Origin of the sequence: Escherichia marmotae, from assembly GCF_002900365.1 — a bacterium.
In the GTDB taxonomy this organism is placed as follows: Bacteria; Pseudomonadota; Gammaproteobacteria; order Enterobacterales; family Enterobacteriaceae; genus Escherichia; species Escherichia marmotae.
This window is the reverse complement of record NZ_CP025979.1, coordinates 1,508,592-1,530,926: the sequence shown is the minus strand read 5'-3', so window position 1 is coordinate 1,530,926 and position 22,335 is coordinate 1,508,592. Positions and strand designations below refer to the sequence as shown.

Annotated in this window: 22 protein-coding genes; 7 read left to right on the top strand and 15 right to left on the bottom strand. The window is 51.7% G+C overall.

Translation table 11 applies throughout. The features are described 5' to 3' along the window. Nucleotides 1-298: 298 nt before the first annotated feature. The 5 genes from artM to C1192_RS07970 form a co-directional block, all read right to left on the bottom strand. Nucleotides 299-967 carry an arginine ABC transporter permease ArtM gene (artM, locus tag C1192_RS07990; RefSeq protein WP_038355184.1) on the bottom strand — a complete coding sequence of 223 codons (669 nt, stop codon included), beginning with the start codon at nucleotides 965-967 and terminating at the stop codon, nucleotides 299-301. Beyond that, nucleotides 967-1,683: an arginine ABC transporter permease ArtQ gene (artQ, locus tag C1192_RS07985; RefSeq protein WP_038355183.1), complete on the bottom strand. Its 717-nt coding sequence runs from the start codon at nucleotides 1,681-1,683 to the stop codon at nucleotides 967-969. The genes artM and artQ overlap by 1 nt, the downstream gene beginning before the upstream one ends. Before the next feature lie 6 nt (nucleotides 1,684-1,689). Beyond that, on the bottom strand, nucleotides 1,690-2,421 hold the full coding sequence (gene artI / locus C1192_RS07980) for an arginine ABC transporter substrate-binding protein ArtI (protein WP_000756581.1): 732 nt from the start codon (nucleotides 2,419-2,421) through the stop codon (nucleotides 1,690-1,692). A 17-nt stretch (nucleotides 2,422-2,438) separates the two neighbouring features. Continuing rightward, nucleotides 2,439-3,167 carry an arginine ABC transporter ATP-binding protein ArtP gene (gene artP / locus C1192_RS07975; protein ID WP_000027205.1) on the bottom strand — a complete coding sequence of 243 codons (729 nt, stop codon included), beginning with the start codon at nucleotides 3,165-3,167 and terminating at the stop codon, nucleotides 2,439-2,441. A 217-nt stretch (nucleotides 3,168-3,384) separates the two neighbouring features. Continuing rightward, nucleotides 3,385-3,900, bottom strand: a complete 516-nt coding sequence (locus tag C1192_RS07970; RefSeq protein WP_001516079.1) for a lipoprotein — start codon at nucleotides 3,898-3,900, stop codon at nucleotides 3,385-3,387. Between the two features lie 125 nt (nucleotides 3,901-4,025). Here C1192_RS07970 and C1192_RS07965 point away from each other — a divergent pair, with 125 nt between their 5' ends. Together C1192_RS07965 and amiD are read left to right on the top strand one after the other, a co-directional pair. Further along, nucleotides 4,026-4,349, top strand: coding sequence for a heavy metal-binding domain-containing protein (locus C1192_RS07965; protein ID WP_001160731.1), 324 nt, complete (start codon nucleotides 4,026-4,028; stop codon nucleotides 4,347-4,349). Next, nucleotides 4,346-5,176: an N-acetylmuramoyl-L-alanine amidase AmiD gene (gene amiD, locus C1192_RS07960; protein ID WP_001516080.1), complete on the top strand. Its 831-nt coding sequence runs from the start codon at nucleotides 4,346-4,348 to the stop codon at nucleotides 5,174-5,176. Before C1192_RS07965 ends, amiD begins: the two co-directional genes overlap by 4 nt. Here the strand turns inward: amiD and C1192_RS07955 are convergent. The 8 genes from C1192_RS07955 to aqpZ form a co-directional block, all read right to left on the bottom strand. After that, entirely contained in the window at nucleotides 5,173-6,186 is a 1,014-nt protein-coding gene (locus tag C1192_RS07955; protein WP_038355182.1) for a 3-beta-hydroxysteroid dehydrogenase, read from the bottom strand. The two genes, amiD and C1192_RS07955, sit on opposite strands and share 4 nt — an antisense overlap. A gap of 100 nt (nucleotides 6,187-6,286) precedes the next feature. Continuing rightward, entirely contained in the window at nucleotides 6,287-7,717 is a 1,431-nt protein-coding gene (locus C1192_RS07950; protein WP_038355181.1) for an SDR family oxidoreductase, read from the bottom strand. Nucleotides 7,718-7,727: 10 nt separating this feature from the next. Further along, nucleotides 7,728-8,729 (bottom strand): low-specificity L-threonine aldolase, encoded by a 1,002-nt coding sequence (gene ltaE, locus C1192_RS07945; RefSeq protein ID WP_038355180.1) that lies wholly within the window; start codon nucleotides 8,727-8,729, stop codon nucleotides 7,728-7,730. A 36-nt stretch (nucleotides 8,730-8,765) separates the two neighbouring features. After that, on the bottom strand, nucleotides 8,766-10,484 hold the full coding sequence (gene poxB / locus C1192_RS07940) for a ubiquinone-dependent pyruvate dehydrogenase (RefSeq protein ID WP_000815343.1): 1,719 nt from the start codon (nucleotides 10,482-10,484) through the stop codon (nucleotides 8,766-8,768). A 132-nt stretch (nucleotides 10,485-10,616) separates the two neighbouring features. After that, nucleotides 10,617-11,585: an NADH oxidoreductase gene (gene hcr / locus C1192_RS07935; protein ID WP_038355179.1), complete on the bottom strand. Its 969-nt coding sequence runs from the start codon at nucleotides 11,583-11,585 to the stop codon at nucleotides 10,617-10,619. Nucleotides 11,586-11,596: 11 nt separating this feature from the next. Further along, nucleotides 11,597-13,249, bottom strand: a complete 1,653-nt coding sequence (gene hcp, locus C1192_RS07930; protein WP_000458827.1) for a hydroxylamine reductase — start codon at nucleotides 13,247-13,249, stop codon at nucleotides 11,597-11,599. A gap of 142 nt (nucleotides 13,250-13,391) precedes the next feature. Continuing rightward, nucleotides 13,392-14,291: an L-lysine exporter LysO gene (gene lysO / locus C1192_RS07925; protein ID WP_016248529.1), complete on the bottom strand. Its 900-nt coding sequence runs from the start codon at nucleotides 14,289-14,291 to the stop codon at nucleotides 13,392-13,394. Nucleotides 14,292-14,431: 140 nt separating this feature from the next. Continuing rightward, nucleotides 14,432-15,127, bottom strand: a complete 696-nt coding sequence (gene aqpZ, locus C1192_RS07920) for an aquaporin Z (protein ID WP_001516085.1) — start codon at nucleotides 15,125-15,127, stop codon at nucleotides 14,432-14,434. 424 nt (nucleotides 15,128-15,551) lie between these two features. Here aqpZ and C1192_RS07915 point away from each other — a divergent pair, with 424 nt between their 5' ends. After that, on the top strand, nucleotides 15,552-17,210 hold the full coding sequence (locus C1192_RS07915) for an ATP-dependent endonuclease (RefSeq protein WP_000599821.1): 1,659 nt from the start codon (nucleotides 15,552-15,554) through the stop codon (nucleotides 17,208-17,210). Here C1192_RS07915 and C1192_RS07910 read toward each other — a convergent pair. Then, the gene (locus C1192_RS07910) at nucleotides 17,207-18,157 is read right to left on the bottom strand and encodes a VirK/YbjX family protein (protein WP_133053296.1); all 951 of its coding nucleotides are present in this window, start codon (nucleotides 18,155-18,157) and stop codon (nucleotides 17,207-17,209) included. The two genes, C1192_RS07915 and C1192_RS07910, sit on opposite strands and share 4 nt — an antisense overlap. Nucleotides 18,158-18,315: 158 nt before the next feature. Here C1192_RS07910 and macA point away from each other — a divergent pair, with 158 nt between their 5' ends. Then, nucleotides 18,316-19,431 carry a macrolide transporter subunit MacA gene (gene macA, locus C1192_RS07905; protein WP_000747340.1) on the top strand — a complete coding sequence of 372 codons (1,116 nt, stop codon included), beginning with the start codon at nucleotides 18,316-18,318 and terminating at the stop codon, nucleotides 19,429-19,431. Then, entirely contained in the window at nucleotides 19,428-21,374 is a 1,947-nt protein-coding gene (macB, locus tag C1192_RS07900) for a macrolide ABC transporter ATP-binding protein/permease MacB (protein WP_038355178.1), read from the top strand. The genes macA and macB overlap by 4 nt, the downstream gene beginning before the upstream one ends. Before the next feature lie 72 nt (nucleotides 21,375-21,446). Here the strand turns inward: macB and cspD are convergent, their stop codons facing one another. Further along, nucleotides 21,447-21,671, bottom strand: a complete 225-nt coding sequence (cspD, locus tag C1192_RS07895) for a cold shock-like protein CspD (protein WP_000410785.1) — start codon at nucleotides 21,669-21,671, stop codon at nucleotides 21,447-21,449. A 149-nt stretch (nucleotides 21,672-21,820) separates the two neighbouring features. On the opposite strand from cspD, the gene C1192_RS25485 reads away from it, so the two are divergent. Both C1192_RS25485 and clpS read left to right on the top strand, forming a co-directional pair. Then, entirely contained in the window at nucleotides 21,821-21,895 is a 75-nt protein-coding gene (locus C1192_RS25485) for a hypothetical protein (RefSeq protein WP_212741843.1), read from the top strand. A 98-nt stretch (nucleotides 21,896-21,993) separates the two neighbouring features. After that, nucleotides 21,994-22,314, top strand: coding sequence for an ATP-dependent Clp protease adapter ClpS (gene clpS / locus C1192_RS07890; protein ID WP_000520777.1), 321 nt, complete (start codon nucleotides 21,994-21,996; stop codon nucleotides 22,312-22,314). Nucleotides 22,315-22,335: the final 21 nt, after the last annotated feature.

Sequence of the window (22,335 nt, the reverse complement as noted above, 5' to 3'; positions counted from 1 at the left end):
AACTCCCGTCTGTCAATCTTATGTTTATTGGCCGTGTCTGCGGCATGGGTTAACAATGCCATTAAGTGAATTTATATGCAATAAATATGATTAAATAATTCAGAATGGATAAAAAAAGACGGACAACTTAGTAGGTTGCCCGTCTTCATTATAAGGGTTTATGCAATATGTGGGTTCTGTGCTGGTGTCTGATGCGATGCTTGCGGGTCTTATCAGACCTACAAATTATCCTGCGAATGTAGGCCGGATAAGGCGTTCACGCCGCATCCGGCATTAGCACGTTATCAATGCAGCCACATTAATTCCGACGCTCGAACGCCAGCGCTTTACGCTCGAGCAGGCGCATCATCAACGTCAGCAGGCCGTTAACGATCAGGTAAATAATCCCCGCCGCGCCAAACACCATCACATCGTAGGTGCGTCCGTACAGCAACTGGCTGTATCCCATCACTTCCATCAGCGTAATGGTGTAAGCCAGCGAGGTACTTTTAAACACCAGCACCACTTCGTTGGAATAAGAAGAGAGCGAGCGTTTAAATGCATACGGCAGCAGGATCGCCAGCGTATCTTTTTTACTCATCCCCAGGGCGCTACAGGATTGCCACTGACCTTCCGGGATCGCACGAATTGCTCCGTAAAACAGTTGCGTGGTATACGCGGCACTATTCAGCGATAACGCAATCAGTGCACACAACCACGGTTCCGACAGCAAATGCCACAGCGCCGGATACTCCTGCAACGTCGGGAACTGGCCCGGTCCGTAGTAAATCAGGAAGATCTGCACCAGCAGCGGCGTACCGGTAAACAGCGTGATGTAACCCCGCACCAGCCACACCAGCACCGGTGTTTTCAGCGTCAGGACGATGGTAAAAATTAACGCCAGAATCAGCGCCACAATCAGCGAGGCGACCGTCAGCGTCAGGCTGGTATGCAGCCCTTTCATCAGTTCAGGTAAATACTCAAGCATCAGCCAGGTCTCCGCTCAAAACGTGTCGCGCGCAGATCAATGCGTTTGAGAATGTACTGGCTCAACAGGGTAATCACCAGGTAAATCGCCGCCGCCACAATGTACCAAGTAAATGGTTCCTGGGTACGGGTGGCGATGCTTTTGGTTTGCAGCATTAAATCATTCACACTAATCAAACTGACCAGCGCGGTATCTTTCAGCAGTACCAACCACTGGTTGCCGAGACCAGGCAGCGCATGACGCCACATCTGCGGCATCACCAGACGGAAAAATATAGCCGATTTCGACAGCCCCAGCGCCTGACCAGACTCCCACTGACCCACCGGCACCGCTTTCAGTGCACCGCGCAGGGTTTGCGAGGCATAGGCAGCATACAGCAGGGACAGGGCGATCACCCCGCAGAGGAACGGGCTAACGTCGAAGTTCTCTATGTCCATCTGCACCGGGATCTGTACGAACCCAAGGTTGATGGTGAAGCCATCCGAAAGTGTCAGTAGTAGCTGCGAAGAACCAAAATAGATAAACAGCACTACCAGAATTTCTGTCAGGCCGCGCAGAATCGTTACCAGCGCCGAACCTGCCCACGCGACAGGACGCCATTTTGCTGACTCCCACACCGCGAAGAACATCGCCAGCGCCAGACCGACAATCAATGCACAAACGGCAAGGCCGACGGTCATCCCGGCGGCGCTTGCTAAAGGAAAAAATTCATTCATCAGGAATTACTTCTGGAACCATTTGTTGTAGATGGTTTCGTAAGTGCCATCTTTCTTCACTTTTTCCAGCGCAGCGTTGAATTTCTGCTGCAGTTCAGTGTTGCCCTGACGTACCGCAATACCGAGGCCAGTACCGAAGTAATCTTTATCGGTCACTTTGTCGCCAACTGGTGCCAGTTTGGGATTATTGTTCAGCCATTCGGTTACCACTGCGGTGTCACCGAATACGCCGTCAATACGGCCATTTTGTAGATCCAGTTTCGCGTTCTGGTAGCTGTCATATGGAACAGTGGTGATTTCCGGATGTTTATCCATAATGAATTTCTGGTGCGTCGTCCCGTTCTGCACGCCGACTTTTTTGCCTTTCAGTTGATCAACGCTGGTGTATTTGCCTTGCTGACCAACAAACAGTGCAGAGTTGTCATAGTACGGGGTGGTGAACAGTACCTGTTTTTCACGCTCAGGAGTGATATCCATACCCGCCATAACGGCGTCCACACGACGGAATTTCAGACTCGGGATCAGGCTGTCAAACGCCTGGTTAGAGAAAGTACAGGTCGCATCGATCTCTTTGCACAACGCCTGCGCCAGGTCAACGTCAAACCCGACGATCTGGTTATTCGCATCCATCGATTCAAACGGAGGATAGGATGCTTCGGTAGCAAAACGAATGGTTTCAGCGGCTGTGGCGGAAAGACTAAAACCTGCAATTAACGCGGCAATCAGAACTTTTTTCATTGTCGTTATCCCGAATCTTAGTGAGAGAGATAGTTTTTAAATGCTTCGGTTTGCGGCTCGGTAAAACAGCTCGCGTCGCCTTGCTCTACGATGTGACCGTTTTCCATATACACCACACGGCTGGCGGTTTTACGCGCGACTTCAACTTCGTGGGTGACGATCACCTGGGTAATGTTGGTTTCCGCCAGTTCACGAATGATACTGACGATTTGCGCTGTAATTTCCGGGTCCAGTGCGGCGGTCGGCTCATCAAACAGCAACACCTGCGGTTCCATCATCAGCGCTCGGGCGATAGCAACACGTTGTTGCTGGCCACCAGAAAGGTGCAGTGGATAACGATCGCTATAAGGTTTGAGACGCAAACGTTCCAGCAGTTTTTCTGCACGAGCCAGCGCCTGATCTTTACTCAAGCCGAGTACGCGGCAGGGTGCTTCAATCAAGTTTTGCTGCACGGTGAGATGCGGCCACAGATTGTATTGCTGAAACACCATGCCAACGTTACGACGCAGGTCGCGAATCGCTTTGTCAGACGGTGTTTTGGTGAAATCGAAATGATTGCCTGCAATGTTGAGCGTACCGGAGCGCGGCATCTCAAGCAGATTGAGTACACGCAGCAGCGAGCTTTTCCCCGCGCCGCTGGGGCCAAGTAACACCAGCGTTTCGCCCTGCGGGCAATCCAGCGTGATATCGAACAGCGCCTGATGTGCGCCGTAGAAGCAATTAATGCCGTTTAATTGAATACTCATTGACACTCGTATACTGGCAGTCTGATAGCTATTGAGGTCGAAGATAGTACCTTTGACAGAATAATTATGCAATATTTCTGCTTTAAAAGTTAAAAGCAAAGCACATTATTCACTAAACATAGCACAAAATAACGAGGGTGATGGGCGGCGAGCATAAATGTCGGCATTCCTCGCAGAATGCCGGACAATTTATGGGGGTTATAATCTGATCAAGGGATTAACGGTTCTCAACGGACTGACGTAATGTTCCCGCTTTGGCGTGAACGCTGCCACCTAAATAGCGCACATCATCGATAACCCAACATTGCCCCTCCTGAATCATCAATACTTCATCCTGCCAGCTCTGATCGCCTTGTTTCAGATCTACGCGCAGCGGAATATTGCGCGCATCGCGATTCGGGATGGTCGATGCGCTGGCGACTCGGGCGCTATCAGGCAAGGTAGTACGGCTGGAGAACGGATCGCTGCTTAACAATTCGCGATGGTTGTTATCGCGGTTGGCATCGCTGAGCAGTGCCGCCAGTTTATCGCTCAAATACGGGCGCAGAGCGGTAATGTCGTTACTGCGATGCTGAATACGGTAGTCATAGAATTGCTGAGCCACGCTGTCAGGGCCGCCCTGGACGCAAGAACCTGTGCGAGTGCCATTGTCTTTATAGGCTGGCGTAACGGTGGTACAAGCACTGAGTAACAGTGCGCAAGGGATAAGCATGGTCAATTTGCTGTAGCGCATAATGATTTCCTTATAAGCGAACACCTTGAAAGCGTTCTACGATAATAATGATATCCTTTCAATAATAGCGTATCAGTCCGATAATGCTTTTGAGATCGAAGGCTTAGCAAACAAGGAGATCGATCATGCAATTTTCCACAACCCCAACACTTGAAGGTCAGACCATCGTTGAATATTGCGGTGTGGTGACGGGCGAAGCGATTTTAGGTGCCAATATTTTTCGCGATTTCTTTGCGGGCATCCGCGATATCGTCGGCGGACGCTCCGGGGCTTACGAAAAAGAACTGCGTAAAGCACGGGAGATTGCGTTTGAAGAGTTAGGCGATCAGGCACGGGCGCTGGGCGCTGACGCAGTGGTCGGCATTGATATCGACTATGAAACGGTCGGGCAAAACGGCAGTATGCTGATGGTCAGCGTCAGCGGAACAGCGGTGAAAACGCGTCGATGAGAAGAATCTTCTGGCTGGTTGCTGCGGTTCTGTTACTGGCAGGGTGCGCAGGAGAAAAAGGAATTGTTGAGAAGGAGGGATACCAGCTCGATACCCGACGTCAGGCACAGGCAGCGTATCCTCGTATCAAAGTGTTGGTGATCCATTACACTGCAGATGACTTCGATTCTTCGCTGGCGACACTGACCGATAAGCAGGTCAGCTCGCATTATCTGGTGCCTGCCGTGCCGCCGCGTTACAACGGCAAACCACGTATCTGGCAACTGGTGCCGGAACAGGAACTGGCCTGGCATGCGGGGATCAGCGCCTGGCGCGGAGCAACACGAATTAACGACACCTCTATTGGTATTGAGTTGGAAAATCGTGGCTGGCAAAAATCGGCGGGGGTGAAATATTTTGCGCCGTTTGAACCGGCGCAGATTCAGGCGCTCATTCCACTGGCGAAAGAGATTATCGCCCGCTATCACATCAAACCAGAGAATGTGGTGGCACATGCGGATATAGCCCCACAGCGCAAGGACGATCCTGGCCCGTTATTTCCGTGGCAGCAACTGGCGCAGCAGGGGATTGGTGCCTGGCCGGATGCATCGCGCGTTAGCTTTTATCTGGCCGGACGCGCACCACACACGCCGGTAGAAACAGCATCGTTACTGGAGCTTTTGGCGCGCTACGGCTATGACGTAAAACCTGAAATGACGCCGCGCGAGCAGCAGCGAGTCATTATGGCGTTTCAGATGCACTTCCGCCCGACGTTATATAACGGCGAAGCGGATGCAGAAACTCAGGCGATTGCCGAAGCCCTACTGGAGAAATACGGCCAGGACTAGCGCGGCAGTTTTCCGTGGTCGCGCAGCCAGGCAGCAGTTTGCTCGATACCTTCATCCAGCGAGATGACCGGCTGATACCCCAGCTCCTCCTGTGCTCGCGTAATATCCAGCGTAAAGTCAAAATTCAACTTGGAGATGCCGTAATGGGTTAGCGGCGGCTCTTTTGCTGACTTGCGTCCTAAACGCTCCATACTGCGGGCAATCATATCCAGCATCGGGTAAGGCACCGAACGGATACGGCAATCAATATTCAGCTCGTCGATCAATTTCTGCACGATACTGCGCAGAGTGCGATGTTCGCCGTTGGTAATGTTATACGCACGACCAGAAGGCAGTTTATCGCACGCTTCCTGGCTCGCCAGCCACATAGCGTGCACCGCATTTTCATAGTAAGTCATATCGACTAGTGCGCTGCCGCCGTGGGGTAACAGGATGCTGCCGTAGTGGTGCATCATATGCGCCAGACGGGGAATAAAGACTTTATCGTGCGGCCCAAACAGGCTTTGTGGGCGCAGAATGGTAAAGCGCGTTTGTGGATTTGTCTGCGAAAGCATATTGATGACCTCTTCACTGGCGGCTTTGCTGCGGGCAAATTCGTTGGCGAAGCGGTGCGGACGAAAATCTTCTTTGATGTCGCGGTGGTGGTGGTAGTCGAAGTACAGTGACGGTGAAGAGATATGAATAAAATTACGTACGCCCCAGGCGACAGCCCATTCGCCCAGGCGGCGAGTGGCGCGAACGTTTGCCAGATCGAAAGCCTGCTGCGTTCCCCACGGCGAGGTAAAGCTGGAACAGTGCCACAGCGTATCAATGCCTGCGAGCATTACTTTTGCCTGTGATGAGACCAGTTCAGTCAGATCTGCCTGGACAAACTCTGCGCCTATTTTCTCCAGCAATTTACCCATCGCTTCATTGCGACCGGTCGCTCTTACGCTGATGCCTTTTCGGCATAAAAATTCAACCGCGTTTCGACCTAAGCCGCTGGTGGCGCCGGTAACCAGTACCTTCATATCATTCCACTGTTGTTGATAAAAACGACGTGCGCATTCTTCCGTGATTTCATCCTTGATGCAATGGGAAACATGAAAGAATAACGCAGGTTTTTTTCGATTAATCTGTGCTTTGTTCTGCCAGTCTGGCGATTCGTTTTGCCATCCCGCGAAAAATAAACAGATGTGCGGGGATCATGAACAGCCAGTAAAACAGCCCTGGCATCCCGTGCGGGTGCCAGAAAGCGCGGACATCAATAGTGCGATAGTCGCCTTTATCTTCGAGAGTAAAACAAAGTCGCCCAAGTCCTGGCGCTTTCATACCAAACAATAAGGTAAGTTGTTTTTCAGGCTCGACGACAATCACTTTCCAGCTATCCACCGCATCGCCGGTTTGCAAATATTCTCGCTCGGGGCGACCTTTCGCCAGTTTGTGACCTATTGCGCGGTCCATCAACGCCCGGGTCTGCCACAAAATATTGCCAAAGAAGTAACGTTCTTTACCGCCGATTTGATTCACTACCCGCCATAAAGCCTGAAGGCTGGCGGAGGTTTTAACGGTATAACCCGCCTGTTTGGCGAAATAACCGTATTCTGGTCGCCAGCGGGCAAAGGCCTGAGTGTCATATCCCCAGTCGCTGGAGTTGGCGAGCTTTTCTTCCTCTCTCAACGTGCGACGCACAGCGTCATCAAAAGCGATCAGCGGTTGTGGAATGAGCGCGCGTAAGGCGGTGTCATCCGCCAGCAGATCGTGTTTCAGTCCCTGAATCAACGCACTTGCGGTGGTGGACGGTACGGAGGTAATCACATTGAGAAACCACACCGAAATCCAGCGGGTGGGGAAAGGGATGGGGATTAACCCGCGGTGTTTGCCGCTCACGCTCATAAAATGTTCAAACTGCTGTTGATAGCTGAGCACCTGTGGTCCGGCGGCTTCGAATACCCGATGTTCGCAGGCCGGATGGTCTAACAGCGCCACCAGATAGTGCAGCAGGTTTTCCAGCGCGATGGGTGTGGTACGTGAACGAACCCAGCGCGGTGGTGTTAGCACTGGCAGGTTGTAAACCATATCGCGCATGACTTCGAACGCCGCTGACCCGGCTCCGACGATAATTCCGGCACGCAATTCAGTAACAGGCACATCGGCTTCACGCAAAATATCCGCCGTGGCCTGACGGGCGCGCAGATGATCCGATTGCTCATGGGGCTGAGCCTGCAATGAACTAAGAAAGATGACTTGCTTAACCGGCACTTCACGCAGCGCATCACGGACGTTGAGAGCAACCTGGCGTTCCTGAGCGATAAAATCACCGCCTTCGCCCATGCTGTGCACCAGAAAATAGACGGTATCAACATCTTTTAACAGAGCCGTAAGGTTGTCCGGCCAGCTAAGATCGACTTTATGGCAACTGACATTAGCCAGTTGTAGCTTTGTAAGCCTGTCGACATGACGTGCCGCCGCCAGGATCTGATGCCCTTGCTGGTTGAGTGTGCGCACCAGATGCTGACCAATGTAGCCACTGGCACCGAGAACTAAAATGCGTTGCGGCACGTCTCGCTCCTTAACGCGTCAGGAAAGCGCGCCAGTGGGCGGCGACTTCAGCCAGTTGTTCACGCGAGACGTCGAGATGTGTTACCAGGCGAACAATCGGTGAGGCGTTAATCAGCACGTTTCTCGCTTTCATGTATTCACCCAACGCAGCAGCATTTTCTTCCCCGACGCGAACAAACAGCATATTGGTGTCCTGGCGCATCACATCAGCGCCCGCCTCACGCAGTTGCTCTTCCATCCAGGCGGCATTGTCGTGGTCTTCCTGTAAACGCGCGACGTTATTTTTCAGCGCATACATCCCGGCGGCCGCCAGGATCCCGGACTGACGCATCCCGCCACCGGTCATTTTCCGCCAGCGGATGGCTCGTTTAATGTAATCACGATTGCCTACCAGTAGCGAACCTACCGGCGTACCAAGACCTTTCGACAGACATATGGTGAACGAATCACAATATTGCGTGATCGCTTTCAGTTCGCAGCCATAAGCCACCACGGCGTTAAAGATGCGAGCGCCGTCAACGTGCAGCGCCAGATTGCGCTCGCGGGTAAATTCCCATGCCTGTTTCAGGTATTCACGCGGTAGTACTTTGCCGTTGTGGGTGTTTTCCAGACTAAGCAACTTTGTGCGGGCGAAGTGGATATCGTCAGGTTTGATTTTCATCGCCACTTTATCCAATGGCAGCGTGCCGTCGGTAGCCGCATCGATGGGTTGCGGCTGAATGCTGCCCAGCACCGCAGCACCACCAGCTTCAAACAAATAGTTATGTGCTGCCTGACCGACAATATACTCTTCGCCGCGTTCGCAGTGACTGAGCAGAGCGACCAGGTTGGCCTGGGTGCCGGTAGGCAGAAAAATGGCGGCTTCTTTACCGGAAAGCTCTGCCGCGTAGTCCTGCAGAGCATTAACGGTAGGGTCGTCTCCATAAACGTCGTCCCCAACCGGGGCGGCCATCATCGCTTCTAGCATGGCGCGGCTCGGTCGGGTAACGGTATCACTGCGTAAATCAATCATGGCATGTCCTTATTATGACGGGAAATGCCACCCTTTTTACCTTAGCCAGTTTGTTTTCGCCAGTTCGATCACTTCATCACCGCGTCCGCTAATGATCGCCCGCAACATATACAGGCTAAAACCTTTGGCCTGTTCGAGTTTAATCTGCGGTGGGATAGCTAACTCTTCTTTCGCGACGACCACATCCACCAGTACAGGACCGTCGATGGAGAAGGCGCGTTGCAGGGCTTCGTCGATTTCAGCGGCTTTCTCTACGCGGATGCCCGTAATACCGCACGCTTCGGCAATGCGGGCAAAGTTGGTGTCGTGCAGTTCAGTGCCATCTGTCAGGTAACCACCAGCTTTCATCTCCATCGCCACAAAGCCCAGCACGCTGTTGTTAAAGACGATGATTTTCACCGGTAGTTTCATCTGTACCACCGAGAGGAAATCGCCCATTAACATACTAAAACCGCCATCACCGCACATGGCGACTACCTGACGTTCTGGCTCGGTTGCCTGCGCGCCCAGCGCCTGCGGCATGGCGTTAGCCATCGAACCGTGGTTAAACGAACCTAACAAGCGACGCTTACCGTTCATTTTCAGATAACGCGCAGCCCATACCGTTGGTGTGCCGACGTCACAGGTAAAGATGGCATCATCGGCAGCAAAATGGCTAATTTGCTGAGCCAGATATTGCGGGTGAATCGCTTTCTCGCTCGGTTTGGCTAAATCGTCCAGCCCTTTACGGGCATCGCGGTAATCTTCCAGCGCTTTATCCAGGAACTTGCGATCGGTTTTTTCTTCCAGCAATGGCAGAAGTGCTCGCAGGGTTGATTTGATATCGCCCACCAGCGCCATATCCACCTTGCTGTGTGCGCCAATGCTGGCAGGATTGACATCGATCTGAATAATTTTGGCATCGGTCGGGTAGAACGCGCGGTAGGGGAATTGGGTGCCGAGCAGCACTAAAGTGTCGGCATTCATCATGGTATGAAAACCCGATGAGAAACCGATTAAGCCGGTCATTCCGACATCATACGGATTATCGTATTCGACATGTTCTTTACCACGCAGAGCATGGATGATTGGCGCTTTAATTTTCCCGGCAAACTCTACTAACTCTTTATGCGCGCCCGCGCAGCCGCTGCCGCACATCAGTGCAATATTTCTGGAGTAACGCAGTAGTTGCGCCAGCTTGCGTAACTCTTCTTCTTCCGGCGTCACTATTGGCAGTGGCGCGTGATACCAGTGGGTGGTTGCCCCTTCTGGCGCAGGTTTTAACGCCACATCGCCCGGTAAAACGACCACCGAAACGCCACGGTTAAGCACCGCTTTGCGCATGGCAATCGCCAGTACTTGCGGGATCTGCTCCGGGCTGGAAACCAGCTCGCAATAGTGACTACATTCGCGGAATAACTCTTGCGGGTGGGTCTCCTGAAAATAACCGCTACCAATTTCGCTGGAAGGAATATGGGCGGCAATCGCCAGTACCGGAACGTGATTACGATGACAGTCGAACAGGCCGTTGATTAAGTGCAGGTTGCCTGGCCCACACGATCCGGCGCAGACCGCCAGTTCTCCTGAAAGCTGGGCTTCAGCGCCAGCGGCAAAGGCCGCGACTTCTTCATGGCGGGTGGACATCCACTCGATAGTGCCCATACGATTAAGGCTGTCGCTGAGGCCGTTAAGCGAGTCGCCCGTCACTCCCCAGATACGTTTCACCCCAGCCGATTCGAGCGTTTTAGCGATATAAGCTGCAACCGTTTGTTTCATGGTTTTCCGTCTCCTGAATGTGATAACGGTTACAAGTTTAGTTCATCTGACGGAGAGGGAAGGGATGGGAGAAAAAGGAGGCACTAACAGTTAAATTGCCCGATGACAGGAATATCATCGGGCATAATGCGATTACGCGAGAACCATATCTCCCTGCGGATGGCAGGAACAGGCCAGCACGTAACCCTCAGCGATTTCGGCGTCAGTCAGCGTCATGGTGCTGCTCACCGTGTATTCGCCAGAAATTACTTTTGTTTTACAGCAGCCGCAAACACCCGCACGACAGGCGGCGACGACCGGAACTTTATTGCTTTCCAGCGCCTCCAGCAGCGTGGTGCCAACCGGGGCATAAAATTCTTGTGCCGGTTGTAATTTGGTGAATTTCAGACCACTGGTCGCAGCGTCCGCCACCGGCGTGAAGAACTTCTCTTTAAAGAAGCGTGTTACGCCAAGTGCTTTCACTTCCTGTTCCACCCAATCCATATACGGAGCCGGGCCACAGGTCATCACGGTACGCGAAGCCAGGTCAGGAACGCTTTCCAGCAGTTCGCGAGTCAGGCGACCAGCGATAAAGCCCTCGCTGACGTTATTTTCTGCCACCAGCGTCACCGGATAGTTGCGCCATTCGTCGGCAAAAATGACATCCTGCGGTGTGCGCACGTTGTAGATCACCTGTACATCGGCCTGCGGACGATTTTTCGCCAGCCAGCGACGCATCGACATAATTGGTGTGACACCGCAGCCTGCTGCCAGTAACAGGAATTTCTCTTCTGTTTTATCGTCGCAGGTAAATTCCCCCATCGCATCCGAAAGCCAGAGATAGTCACCGCGTTTCACCTCGCGAGTCAGCCACTGGGAGCCGACACCGTCATCAATCCGCCGCACGGTCAGGGTGATGTATTCACTCACGCCTGGCGTGGAGGAAATGGTATACGCACGCAGCGTTTCTGCTGAGTTACGCACGCTGACCAGCGCATATTGCCCGGTGCGATACGGATAGTAATCGTGGCAAATCAGGGAAAGCGTCCACACATCCGGTGTTTCTTGCTTAATGTGATGAACCTGCATCCGCCACGGGCATTGATTCGTTGGCATCGTCATCGATAAACTCCTTACGCGCTCAACAGTTGCTTCATGTCTTCTTCAACAGTGGTGATAGAACGCAGGCCGAATTTCTCATTCAGCACCGCCAGCAGGTCTGGGGTCAGGAAGCCTGGTGCAGTCGGGCCGGTGACGATATTTTTCACGCCCAGAGAAAGCAGCGTCAGCAGAATAACAATTGCCTTCTGTTCAAACCAGGAGAGTACCAGCGAGAGTGGCAGATCGTTGACACCGCAACCCAGTTTTTCTGCCAGGGTGACAGCCAGAATAATCGCTGAGTATGCATCGTTACACTGGCCGGCATCCACCAGACGCGGCAGACCTTCGATATTGCCAAACTCAAGTTTGTTAAAGCGATATTTACCGCAGGCGAGCGTCAGGATCAGGCAGTCATCCGGCACGCTGGTAGCGAAATCGGTGAAATAGTGACGTTCACCACGGGCACCGTCACAGCCGCCAAGCAGGAAGATATGACGCAGTTTTTCACGGCTCACCAGATCAATCAGCGTATCGGCTGCGCCAAGCAGCGTCTGACGACCAAAACCTACGGTGATCAGATGCGGAATCTCGCTGTACGGGAAGCCCGCCATTTGTTGCGCCTGGGCGATGACCGCAGAGAAATCCTCACCATCCAGATGACGCACGCCCGGCCAGCCAACAATGCTGCGGGTCCAGATACGATCGTCATAAGCGCCGACGGTTGGGTCGATGATGCAGTTAGAGGTCATCACGATAGGGCCAGGGAAGCGAGCGAACTCAACTTGTTGATTCTGCCAGCCACTGCCGTAGTTACCGACCAGATGCTTGAATTTACGCAGCTCCGGGTAGCCGTGAGCAGGCAACATTTCGCCGTGGGTGTAGACGTTAACGCCTGTGCCTTCGGTCTGTTCCAGCAGGTTATAGAGATCTTTGAGATCGTGACCGGAAATCAGAATACATTTACCCGCTGTAGCTTTGACGTTGACCTGAGTCGGTGTCGGATGACCGTATTTACCGGTTTCGCCTGCATCCAGAATGCTCATCACTTTGAAGTTCATCTGGCCGATTTCCATGGAACACTCGAGAAGTGCGTTCATATCGGAAGGCCAGGTTCCCAGCCATGCCATGATTTTATGGTACTGGGCGTAAATATCGTTGTCGTACTGACCGAGAACGTGAGCGTGTTCCATATAGGCCGCCGCACCTTTCAGGCCATACAGGCAGAGCAGACGCAGGCCGAGAATATTTTCGCCAATCGTTGCTTTATCTTTATTTGGCGTAAATTCCGCCGCCTGACGTTGCAGTTCACCGAGATCATCGCTCACCAGTTGCAAGTCAGCCATCGGGTTATCGACGCGGGCGTTTGCATCTACTGCCAGGCATTGTGCTTTCAGCGCCTCACGCAGGGCAATCGCTTCACGGGCGTAGCCGACAATACGAGGAGAATCGAAGTTAACGTTAGTCAGCGTTGAGAAAAATGCACGCGGCGCGAAGCTGTCTACGTCGTGGTTGATGATGCCGTATTCACGTGCTTTTACCGCCCAGGCAGAAAGCCCTTGCAGCGCCGCAATCAGTAAGTCCTGAAGGTCAGAGGTTTCCGCCGTTTTACCACACATCCCCTGCGCGTATGAGCAGCCGTTTCCTGCCGGAGTACGGATAGTTTGTTCACATTGCACACAAAACATGATCACACCTTTAAAGTTATATTTAATATGCATGTTTAAGGTTAAGACGCTTAACGCGGGGATAAAAGGGATTTTTGTTGCAACTTTAAGGGAGATTGATTTAGCGCAATTTTGGCGGCAGGGTTCTACCGCCAGAGAGGTATTACGCGGAGAAAAGGGCGATCAGAATGGGCACCAGCAGGCTAAGAATAAAACCGTGAACAATCGCCGCCGGGACCATCTCCAGACCACCTGTACGCTGAAGAACGGGCAGGGTGAAATCCATCGATGTGGCACCGCACAAACCCAGCGCCGTTGAGCGACTGCGACGGATAAGGCCGGGGATTAGCATGATGGCGATCAGCTCTCGTGCCAGATCATTAAAAAACGCTGCGCTACCGATTACCGGGCCAAAAGATTCGGTCAACAATATACCGGAAAGAGAATACCAGCCGAAACCGGAGGCCATTGCCAGCGCGGTGTTGATAGGGAGATCAAGAATAAAGGCGTTAATTAAACCGCCAATTAATGAACTGGCAACCACTACCACAGCGACAATCATTCCCCGGCGATTAAGGACAATCTGCTTTAAGGTCATGCCATTATTGCGTAGCTGAATACCGACGAGGAAAAGTAACAGAATTAACGTGTATTCGCTGGCTTCAGTGGCGTGTTGTAAGAAACCTAATCCGCTAAGGCCAATGGCAAAACCAATCACTACTACGCCGCACAGTTTTAGCGACTCCAGTGCCATCGCAATACGTGACGGTAATTTCTCTTGCTGGTGGTTATTACGCCATGGCAAACCACGCTCCAGCCACAGCAAGGCGACAATATTGCATAGCAAAATAACGGTAATACTGACGGCGGAATAATGCAGGATCGCCAGCAAATTACTGGCGAGATTATCAAGGAACGCCAGGCTAATACCCATAAAAAAGAGAATGAGATAGACCATCCAGCTTAATAACTGATTAATGCGTTTTAACGCAGCTTTTTGGCGAAGCGGAATGAGGTAACCCACAATGAGTGGCACCAGAATGATTAACAGCCCAGAAAACATGAAAACTCAGCCCTTGCAAAGAAGAAATCGAAATGCGCGATGACACACTACTGAAAGCGGAAGGATGAGTAAAGTTGCAATTAAAAGGAAACGTTATGCAAATGAGAAGGCCTGACATTGCGTCAGGCCTTCTGTGTTAATTAATCGCGTTTTTCCAGCAGTGTCCGGTAAATCAGACCACCAATAATACCGCCGACAATGGGCACTACCCAGAAGAACCACAGTTGTTCTAACGCCCAGCCCCCCTGGAAGATAGCAACCGCAGTGCTGCGCGCCGGGTTAACGGAGGTGTTAGTGACCGGAATACTGATTAAGTGAATCAGCGTTAATGCCAGACCAATGGCAATCGGCGCAAAACCCGCCGGCGCGAATTTGTCGGTCGCACCGTGGATCACCAGCAAGAAACCAGCGCTCAATACCAGTTCAACAACCAATGCAGAAAGCATGGAATAGCCGCCAGGTGAATGCTCACCATAACCGTTAGACGCAAAACCGCTGGCCGCCGCGTCAAATCCGGCTTTACCGCTGGCGATTAAATACAGCAGTGCCGCCGCAACAATACCGCCAACAACCTGGGCAATGACGTAGCCAACGACTTCTTTTGCCGGGAAACGACCGCCAGCCCATAAACCAATAGTGACTGCCGGGTTAAAATGACCACCAGAAATATGACCAACAGCGAAGGCCATGGTCAGTACTGTCAGACCAAACGCCAGCGCGACACCAGCAAAGCCAATACCTAATTCCGGAAATGTTGCCGCCAGCACAGCGCTACCGCAGCCACCAAATACAAGCCAGAAAGTACCAAAACATTCTGCTGCTAATTTTCTGAACATATCCACCTCAATTAAAAATTGACCCTGTGAAAAATATGGTCGTTTTATAGGGTCGTCGTAAAAAAGTGACGACAGAAATAATGCGTGGGTATTTTAAAAACGAAGCTGAGTCATTCGCCAGATAAATAAATCCAGTAATTTTGATTTAGAACAAATGAGGGTTCCCCCATATAGTCATTTGCCTGATTGACAGTGTAGTGCAAACCACGAAATTAAACCTTTGGGGGTAATAAAAATAATACACAAGATTAATCATTTGATTTTATTGTTTTTTGGGGGAAATCAGTGAGAGGGCGTCTGACACAATTATTCGCTCATTTTTCAGACATTTGCCATGCTTAAGTGTGATGTCATCACGTATTCCTGGGGGCTTTCCCGTTATACTGCCGGAGTAAAGGATAAGTAACATATTTCTGGAGGGGATATGATTCTTGAGCGCGTTGAAATTGTGGGCTTTCGTGGTATCAACCGACTATCGTTGATGCTGGAACAAAACAACGTCCTGATTGGGGAGAACGCGTGGGGTAAATCCAGTTTGCTGGATGCGCTAACCCTACTGCTATCGCCAGAATCAGATCTCTACCATTTTGAACGCGACGATTTCTGGTTTCCGCCGGGCGATATCAATGGCCGGGAACACCATCTGCATATCATTCTGACCTTTCGTGAATCGCTGCCTGGGCGGCATCGTGTTCGCCGTTATCGCCCACTTGAAACATGCTGGACGCCGTGCGTCGATGGTTATCACCGCATTTTTTATCGTCTGGAAGGGGAGTGTGCGGAAGATGGCAGCGTGATGACGCTGCGCAGTTTTCTTGATAAAGACGGGCATCCGATTGAGGTTGATGATATTAACGATCAGGCGCGTCATCTGGTGCGGTTGATGCCTGTTCTGCGCTTGCGTGATGCCCGCTTTATGCGCCGTATTCGCAACGGAACTGTACCAAATGTGCCCAATGTGGAAGTTACCGCGCGCCAGTTGGATTTTCTTGCCCGTGAATTATCCTCACATCCACAAAATCTTACTGACGGGCAGATTCGTCAGGGGCTTTCGGCAATGGTGCAACTGCTTGAGCATTATTTTTCGGAGCAGGGAGCCGGGCAGGCGAGATACCGCTTAATGCGGCGGCGGGCCAGCAATGAGCAACGGAGCTGGCGTTATCTGGATATCATCAACCGGATGATTGACCGGCCTGGAGGTCGTTCGTATCGGGTTATTTTGCTTGGGCTATTTGCGACTTTGCTACAGGCAAAAGGCACATTGCGGCTGGATAAAGACGCGCGTCCGTTATTGTTGATAGAAGATCCGGAAACGCGCCTGCATCCGATTATGCTTTCAGTCGCCTGGCATCTGTTGAACCTTCTGCCATTGCAGCGTATTGCTACCACCAACTCTGGCGAGCTGCTTTCGTTAACGCCGGTAGAGCATGTTTGCCGTCTGGTGCGTGAATCTTCTCGCGTTGCCGCATGGCGTCTGGGGCCGAGTGGCTTGAGTACCGAAGATAGCCGACGCATATCCTTTCACATTCGTTTTAACCGTCCGTCATCGCTGTTTGCCCGTTGTTGGTTGCTGGTGGAAGGGGAAACAGAAACCTGGGTTATTAACGAACTGGCGCGCCAGTGTGGGCATCATTTTGATGCTGAAGGGATCAAGGTCATTGAATTTGCCCAGTCAGGATTAAAACCGCTGGTTAAATTTGCCCGCCGGATGGGGATTGAGTGGCATGTGCTGGTCGATGGCGATGAAGCCGGGAAGAAGTATGCCGCTACGGTGCGCAGCCTGTTGAATAACGATCGGGAAGCTGAACGAGAGCATTTAACGGCATTACCGGCGCTGGATATGGAGCATTTTATGTATCGCCAGGGATTTTCCGATGTATTCCATCGCGTGGCGCAAATCCCGGAAAATGTACCGATGAATTTGCGCAAAATCATCTCGAAGGCGATCCATCGCTCTTCCAAACCCGATCTCGCCATTGAGGTTGCAATGGAGGCCGGACGCCGTGGTGTGGAGTCCGTACCGGCATTGCTGAAAAAAATGTTCTCGCGCGTGCTGTGGCTGGCGCGCGGTCGGGCAGATTAACCGCGAAACATCGTTGCCATCTGTGGCTGAATAGCGTCGAGCATCTCATAGCGGCGACGGTATTCAGCTCGTTTTTTACTGGCTATTTCAGCAACTTCTTTTCGTACTATCTGACCAGGAAGTCGGTAATGCCGTTCGGCATCGCATTCGCCGCCAACCGACTCCCAGAACGCGTTATAGTCCGCATGGATTTTTCCTTCTTTATCGCGATAGCGCAGGCTGCGATAAATATGCGTTTCATTGCTGACGGCAATAATCTGCTCAACCTGTAAGCGTTGGGCAAAGAGACAGACCGCTTCCATCACCAGACGTTTTGGAAACAGACCGTGGCAGGCTTTCGTCGCATTCTGGATTTCCTGGTGCGGAATTTCCCATTTCGCGCCTTGCAGTCCACCAATAAACAGCGTTCTTTTTCCCTGGTACTCACACAGAGTGAAGGTGATCTCTGCCAGAGGGATGCCCTCGCTGTTACGGAACAGGATCGTGCTGTCACCTTCTTTATCCATTGAGATCATCATGGTCAGTTCAAGCGTGAACTGCTCGCCGTTTTTTCCTTCCAGCTTCGCCAGTTGCAGCCCGGGGGTATTCAAATATAAGCTGAATTCTTCCGCCGACATGCAGGCACGCAGCAATGCATAATGGTAACGTAACGCCTCCAGTAATTGTTTGCGGTTAAGATTGGCGGCAAGGTAAGGGCGATGCAGACGAACAGGCAGTCGCGGCTGGCGTGTTAACAGCGTATTGAGGTTCGGCCAGTGGGATAGTTCGTTCATCCACTCAACGCTTAAACGCGGCATAATCAAAGAGCGCAGCAAAAATTTCTGGCGAAAGCTACGGCGATGCCAGAATTTACCTGGTCGCCACTGGCCACCAGCCAGACTAAGGAAAAGAGACATGCTGCTAAGAGATTCAGATGGCGTAAAAGCCCGTTCAGTAAGTTGTGACATATTCACAAAATCAATGATTATACATAGCGTCGATTTCACCATCGGAAATCTTAACCAAACATCAATAATGTGATTACTAACGGAAATTTTAGGGTTTTGTTGATATTTTGTTGATGTTAACAACGCCCGGATGCGCGTATGGAGTACTCAATATATTTATGAAAAAGCGAAGAAACATTAAGAAGCGTTACGTTATTGCGCTGGTGATAGTCATTGCCGGGTTGGTTGCATTGTGGAAAATTCTCAATGCGCCGGTGCCAACTTATCAGACATTGATAGTGCGCCCCGGTGATTTGCAGCAAAGCGTGCTGGCGACCGGAAAGCTCGACGCGTTGCGTAAAGTTGATGTTGGCGCGCAGGTCAGCGGTCAGTTGAAAACGCTGTCGGTGGCGATTGGCGATAAAGTGAAAAAAGATCAGCTTTTAGGCGTTATTGATCCAGAACAGGCTGAAAACCAGATCAAGGAAGTGGAAGCGACGCTGATGGAGCTGCGCGCACAACGTCAGCAGGCGGAAGCAGAACTGAAACTGGCTCGGGTGACATACTCTCGCCAGCAACGACTGGCGCAAACGCAGGCCGTTTCACAGCAGGATCTCGACACTGCTGCGACTGAAATGGCTGTTAAACAGGCGCAGATTGGCACCATTGATGCGCAAATCAAACGCAATCAGGCCTCTCTCGACACAGCTAAAACCAATCTCGATTACACCCGCATCGTTGCTCCGATGGCCGGGGAAGTCACGCAAATCACTACCCTGCAAGGGCAGACGGTGATTGCCGCACAACAAGCGCCGAACATTTTGACGCTAGCAGATATGAGTACCATGCTGGTAAAAGCGCAGGTTTCTGAAGCGGATGTTATCCACCTGAAGCCGGGGCAAAAAGCCTGGTTTACGGTGCTTGGCGATCCGCTGACGCGCTATGAAGGGCAGATTAAAGATGTGTTGCCAACACCGGAAAAGGTCAACGACGCTATTTTCTATTACGCCCGTTTTGAAGTACCAAACCCCGATGGTCTGTTGCGGCTGGATATGACTGCACAGGTGCACATTCAGCTCACTGATGTGAAAAACGTGCTGACAATCCCACTGTCGGCGTTAGGCGATCCGGTTGGCGATAACCGCTATAAGATCAAACTGCTACGTAATGGAGAAACGCGCGAGCGTGAAGTAACGATTGGCGCACGTAACGATACCGATGTTGAGATTGTCAAAGGGCTGGAAGTGGGCGAAGAAGTGGTGATTGGTGAGGCCAAACCAGGAGCTGCGCAATGACGCCTTTGCTCGAATTGAAGGATATTCGCCGTAGCTATCCCGCGGGAGATGAGCAGGTTGAGGTGCTGAAGGGGATCACTCTGGATATTTATGCCGGAGAGATGGTGGCGATTGTCGGCGCTTCGGGTTCTGGTAAATCGACCCTGATGAATATCCTCGGCTGCCTGGATAAAGCCACAAGCGGCACCTATCGCGTCGCCGGTCAGGATGTTGCCACGCTGGACGCCGATGCGCTGGCGCAGCTCCGTCGCGAGCATTTTGGCTTTATTTTTCAGCGTTACCACCTGCTTTCGCATTTAATCGCCGAGCAGAACGTTGAAGTTCCCGCCGTCTATGCTGGCCTTGAGCGTAAACAGCGACTGCTGCGCGCCCGGCAATTACTGCAACGACTGGGGCTGGAAGAGCGCGCAGAGTATTACCCTGCTCAGCTTTCCGGTGGTCAACAACAGCGAGTCAGTATCGCCCGCGCGTTGATGAACGGTGGGCAGGTGATCCTCGCTGATGAACCGACAGGCGCGCTGGACAGCCATTCCGGTGAAGAGGTGATGACTGTCCTGCATCAGTTGCGCGATCGCGGGCACACGGTGATTATCGTCACTCATGATCCGCAGGTTGCCGCCCAGGCAGAGCGAGTGATCGAAATTCACGACGGCGAAATCGTGCGTAATCCACCTGCTATTGAAAAAAATACTGCTGCAGCCAACAGCGAACCGGGTGTCAAAACGGCGTCTGGCTGGCGGCAGTTCGTCAGCGGTTTTAACGAGGCGCTGACGATGGCGTGGCGCGCGCTGGCAGCCAATAAAATGCGTACTTTACTGACCATGCTGGGGATTATTATCGGTATTGCGTCGGTGGTATCTATTGTCGTGGTAGGCGACGCGGCTAAACAAATGGTACTGGCGGATATTCGTTCTATTGGTACTAATACTATTGATGTCTATCCCGGGAAAGATTTTGGCGATGACGATCCGCAATATCAGCAGGCGCTGAAGTACGACGATTTAATCGCCATTCAAAAACAACCGTGGGTCGCTTCTGCCACACCCGCCGTCTCGCAAAACCTGCGCCTGCGTTATAACAATGTTGATGTTGCTGCCAGCGCCAACGGCGTAAGCGGGGACTATTTTAATGTTTATGGTATGACTTTCAGCGAAGGGAACACCTTTAATCAGGAGCAACTGAATGGTCGCGCGCAGGTAGTTGTTCTCGACAGTAATACCCGCCGTCAGCTTTTTCCGCATAAAGCGGATGTGGTTGGCGAGGTGATTCTTGTCGGTAATATGCCAGCGAGGGTCATCGGCGTGGCGGAAGAGAAACAGTCGATGTTTGGCAGTAGTAAAGTGCTGCGCGTGTGGTTGCCTTACAGCACCATGTCCGGGCGGGTTATGGGGCAGTCGTGGCTTAACTCCATTACCGTAAGAGTGAAAGAAGGCTTTGACAGCGCTGAAGCTGAACAGCAACTCACCCGTTTGTTGTCGCTGCGCCACGGCAAAAAGGATTTCTTCACCTGGAACATGGACGGTGTCTTGAAAACGGTCGAAAAGACCACACGTACTTTACAACTGTTTTTGACACTGGTGGCGGTGATTTCGCTGGTGGTGGGCGGCATTGGCGTCATGAATATTATGCTGGTATCGGTGACAGAGCGGACGCGGGAAATTGGTATCCGCATGGCCGTGGGCGCACGCGCCAGCGATGTGTTGCAACAATTTCTGATTGAAGCCGTGCTGGTTTGTCTGGTGGGTGGTGCGCTGGGGATAACGCTGTCACTGTTAATCGCTTTCACATTGCAGCTTTTTTTACCCGGTTGGGAAATTGGTTTTTCTCCGCTGGCGCTGCTACTGGCGTTTCTTTGTTCAACCGTTACCGGGATTTTATTTGGCTGGCTGCCTGCGCGAAATGCGGCAAAACTGGATCCAGTGGATGCTCTGGCACGGGAGTAATATTTGAGATAAAAATGCCAGCCGATCGGGCTGGCATTTTGCCTGTAGGATGTACACAATGAGACAGAAGAGCTATGCGACTGCAGCTTCTACTTCGACGGGCACAATGACACTGGCATGATTGCCTTTTGGCCCCTGGTGGACATCAAACTGAACGGATTGCCCAGCTTTTAGCGTTCTGTAACCATCCATCTGGATGGTGGAATAATGAGCGAAAATATCTTCGCCGCCGCCTTCAGGGCAGATGAAACCAAACCCTTTGGCATTGTTGAACCACTTAACAGTACCCTTTTCCATGCTTCGACATCCTTCGCAAATCTTATACAAGTAAGATGGAATAAACCGGGGTCAGAGAGGGAGCTGTTCAAAACCTCGCCAACTCTAGAAATACAATTTAGAGAAATAGGGCGAGCCGTCAAGCGTTTGACAGGGGGCTGGGGGTAGGTATGCATCAAAAATTTGAAGCAGTTAACGCTATTGACAGTAATGTGACTGATGTCGCTGATGCCAACGATAGATGATAATTATCTATTATGTGGAGTAGATTGGTCAGGCAAATAAGCTCTTGTCAGCGGCAGAGCGTTCTGCCGATAACCGTAACCGAAGATGATAACTGACAATGGGTAAAACGAACGACTGGCTGGACTTTGATCAACTGGCGGAAGAAAAAGTGCGTGACGCGCTAAAACCGCCATCTATGTATAAAGTGATATTAGTCAATGATGATTACACTCCGATGGAGTTTGTTATTGACGTGTTACAAAAATTCTTTTCTTATGATGTAGAACGTGCAACGCAATTGATGCTCGCTGTTCACTACCAGGGGAAGGCCATTTGCGGAATCTTTACCGCCGAGGTTGCAGAAACCAAAGTGGCGATGGTGAACAAGTACGCAAGGGAGAACGAGCATCCATTGCTGTGTACGCTGGAAAAAGCCTGAATGCAGGCATAAAAATTGGGG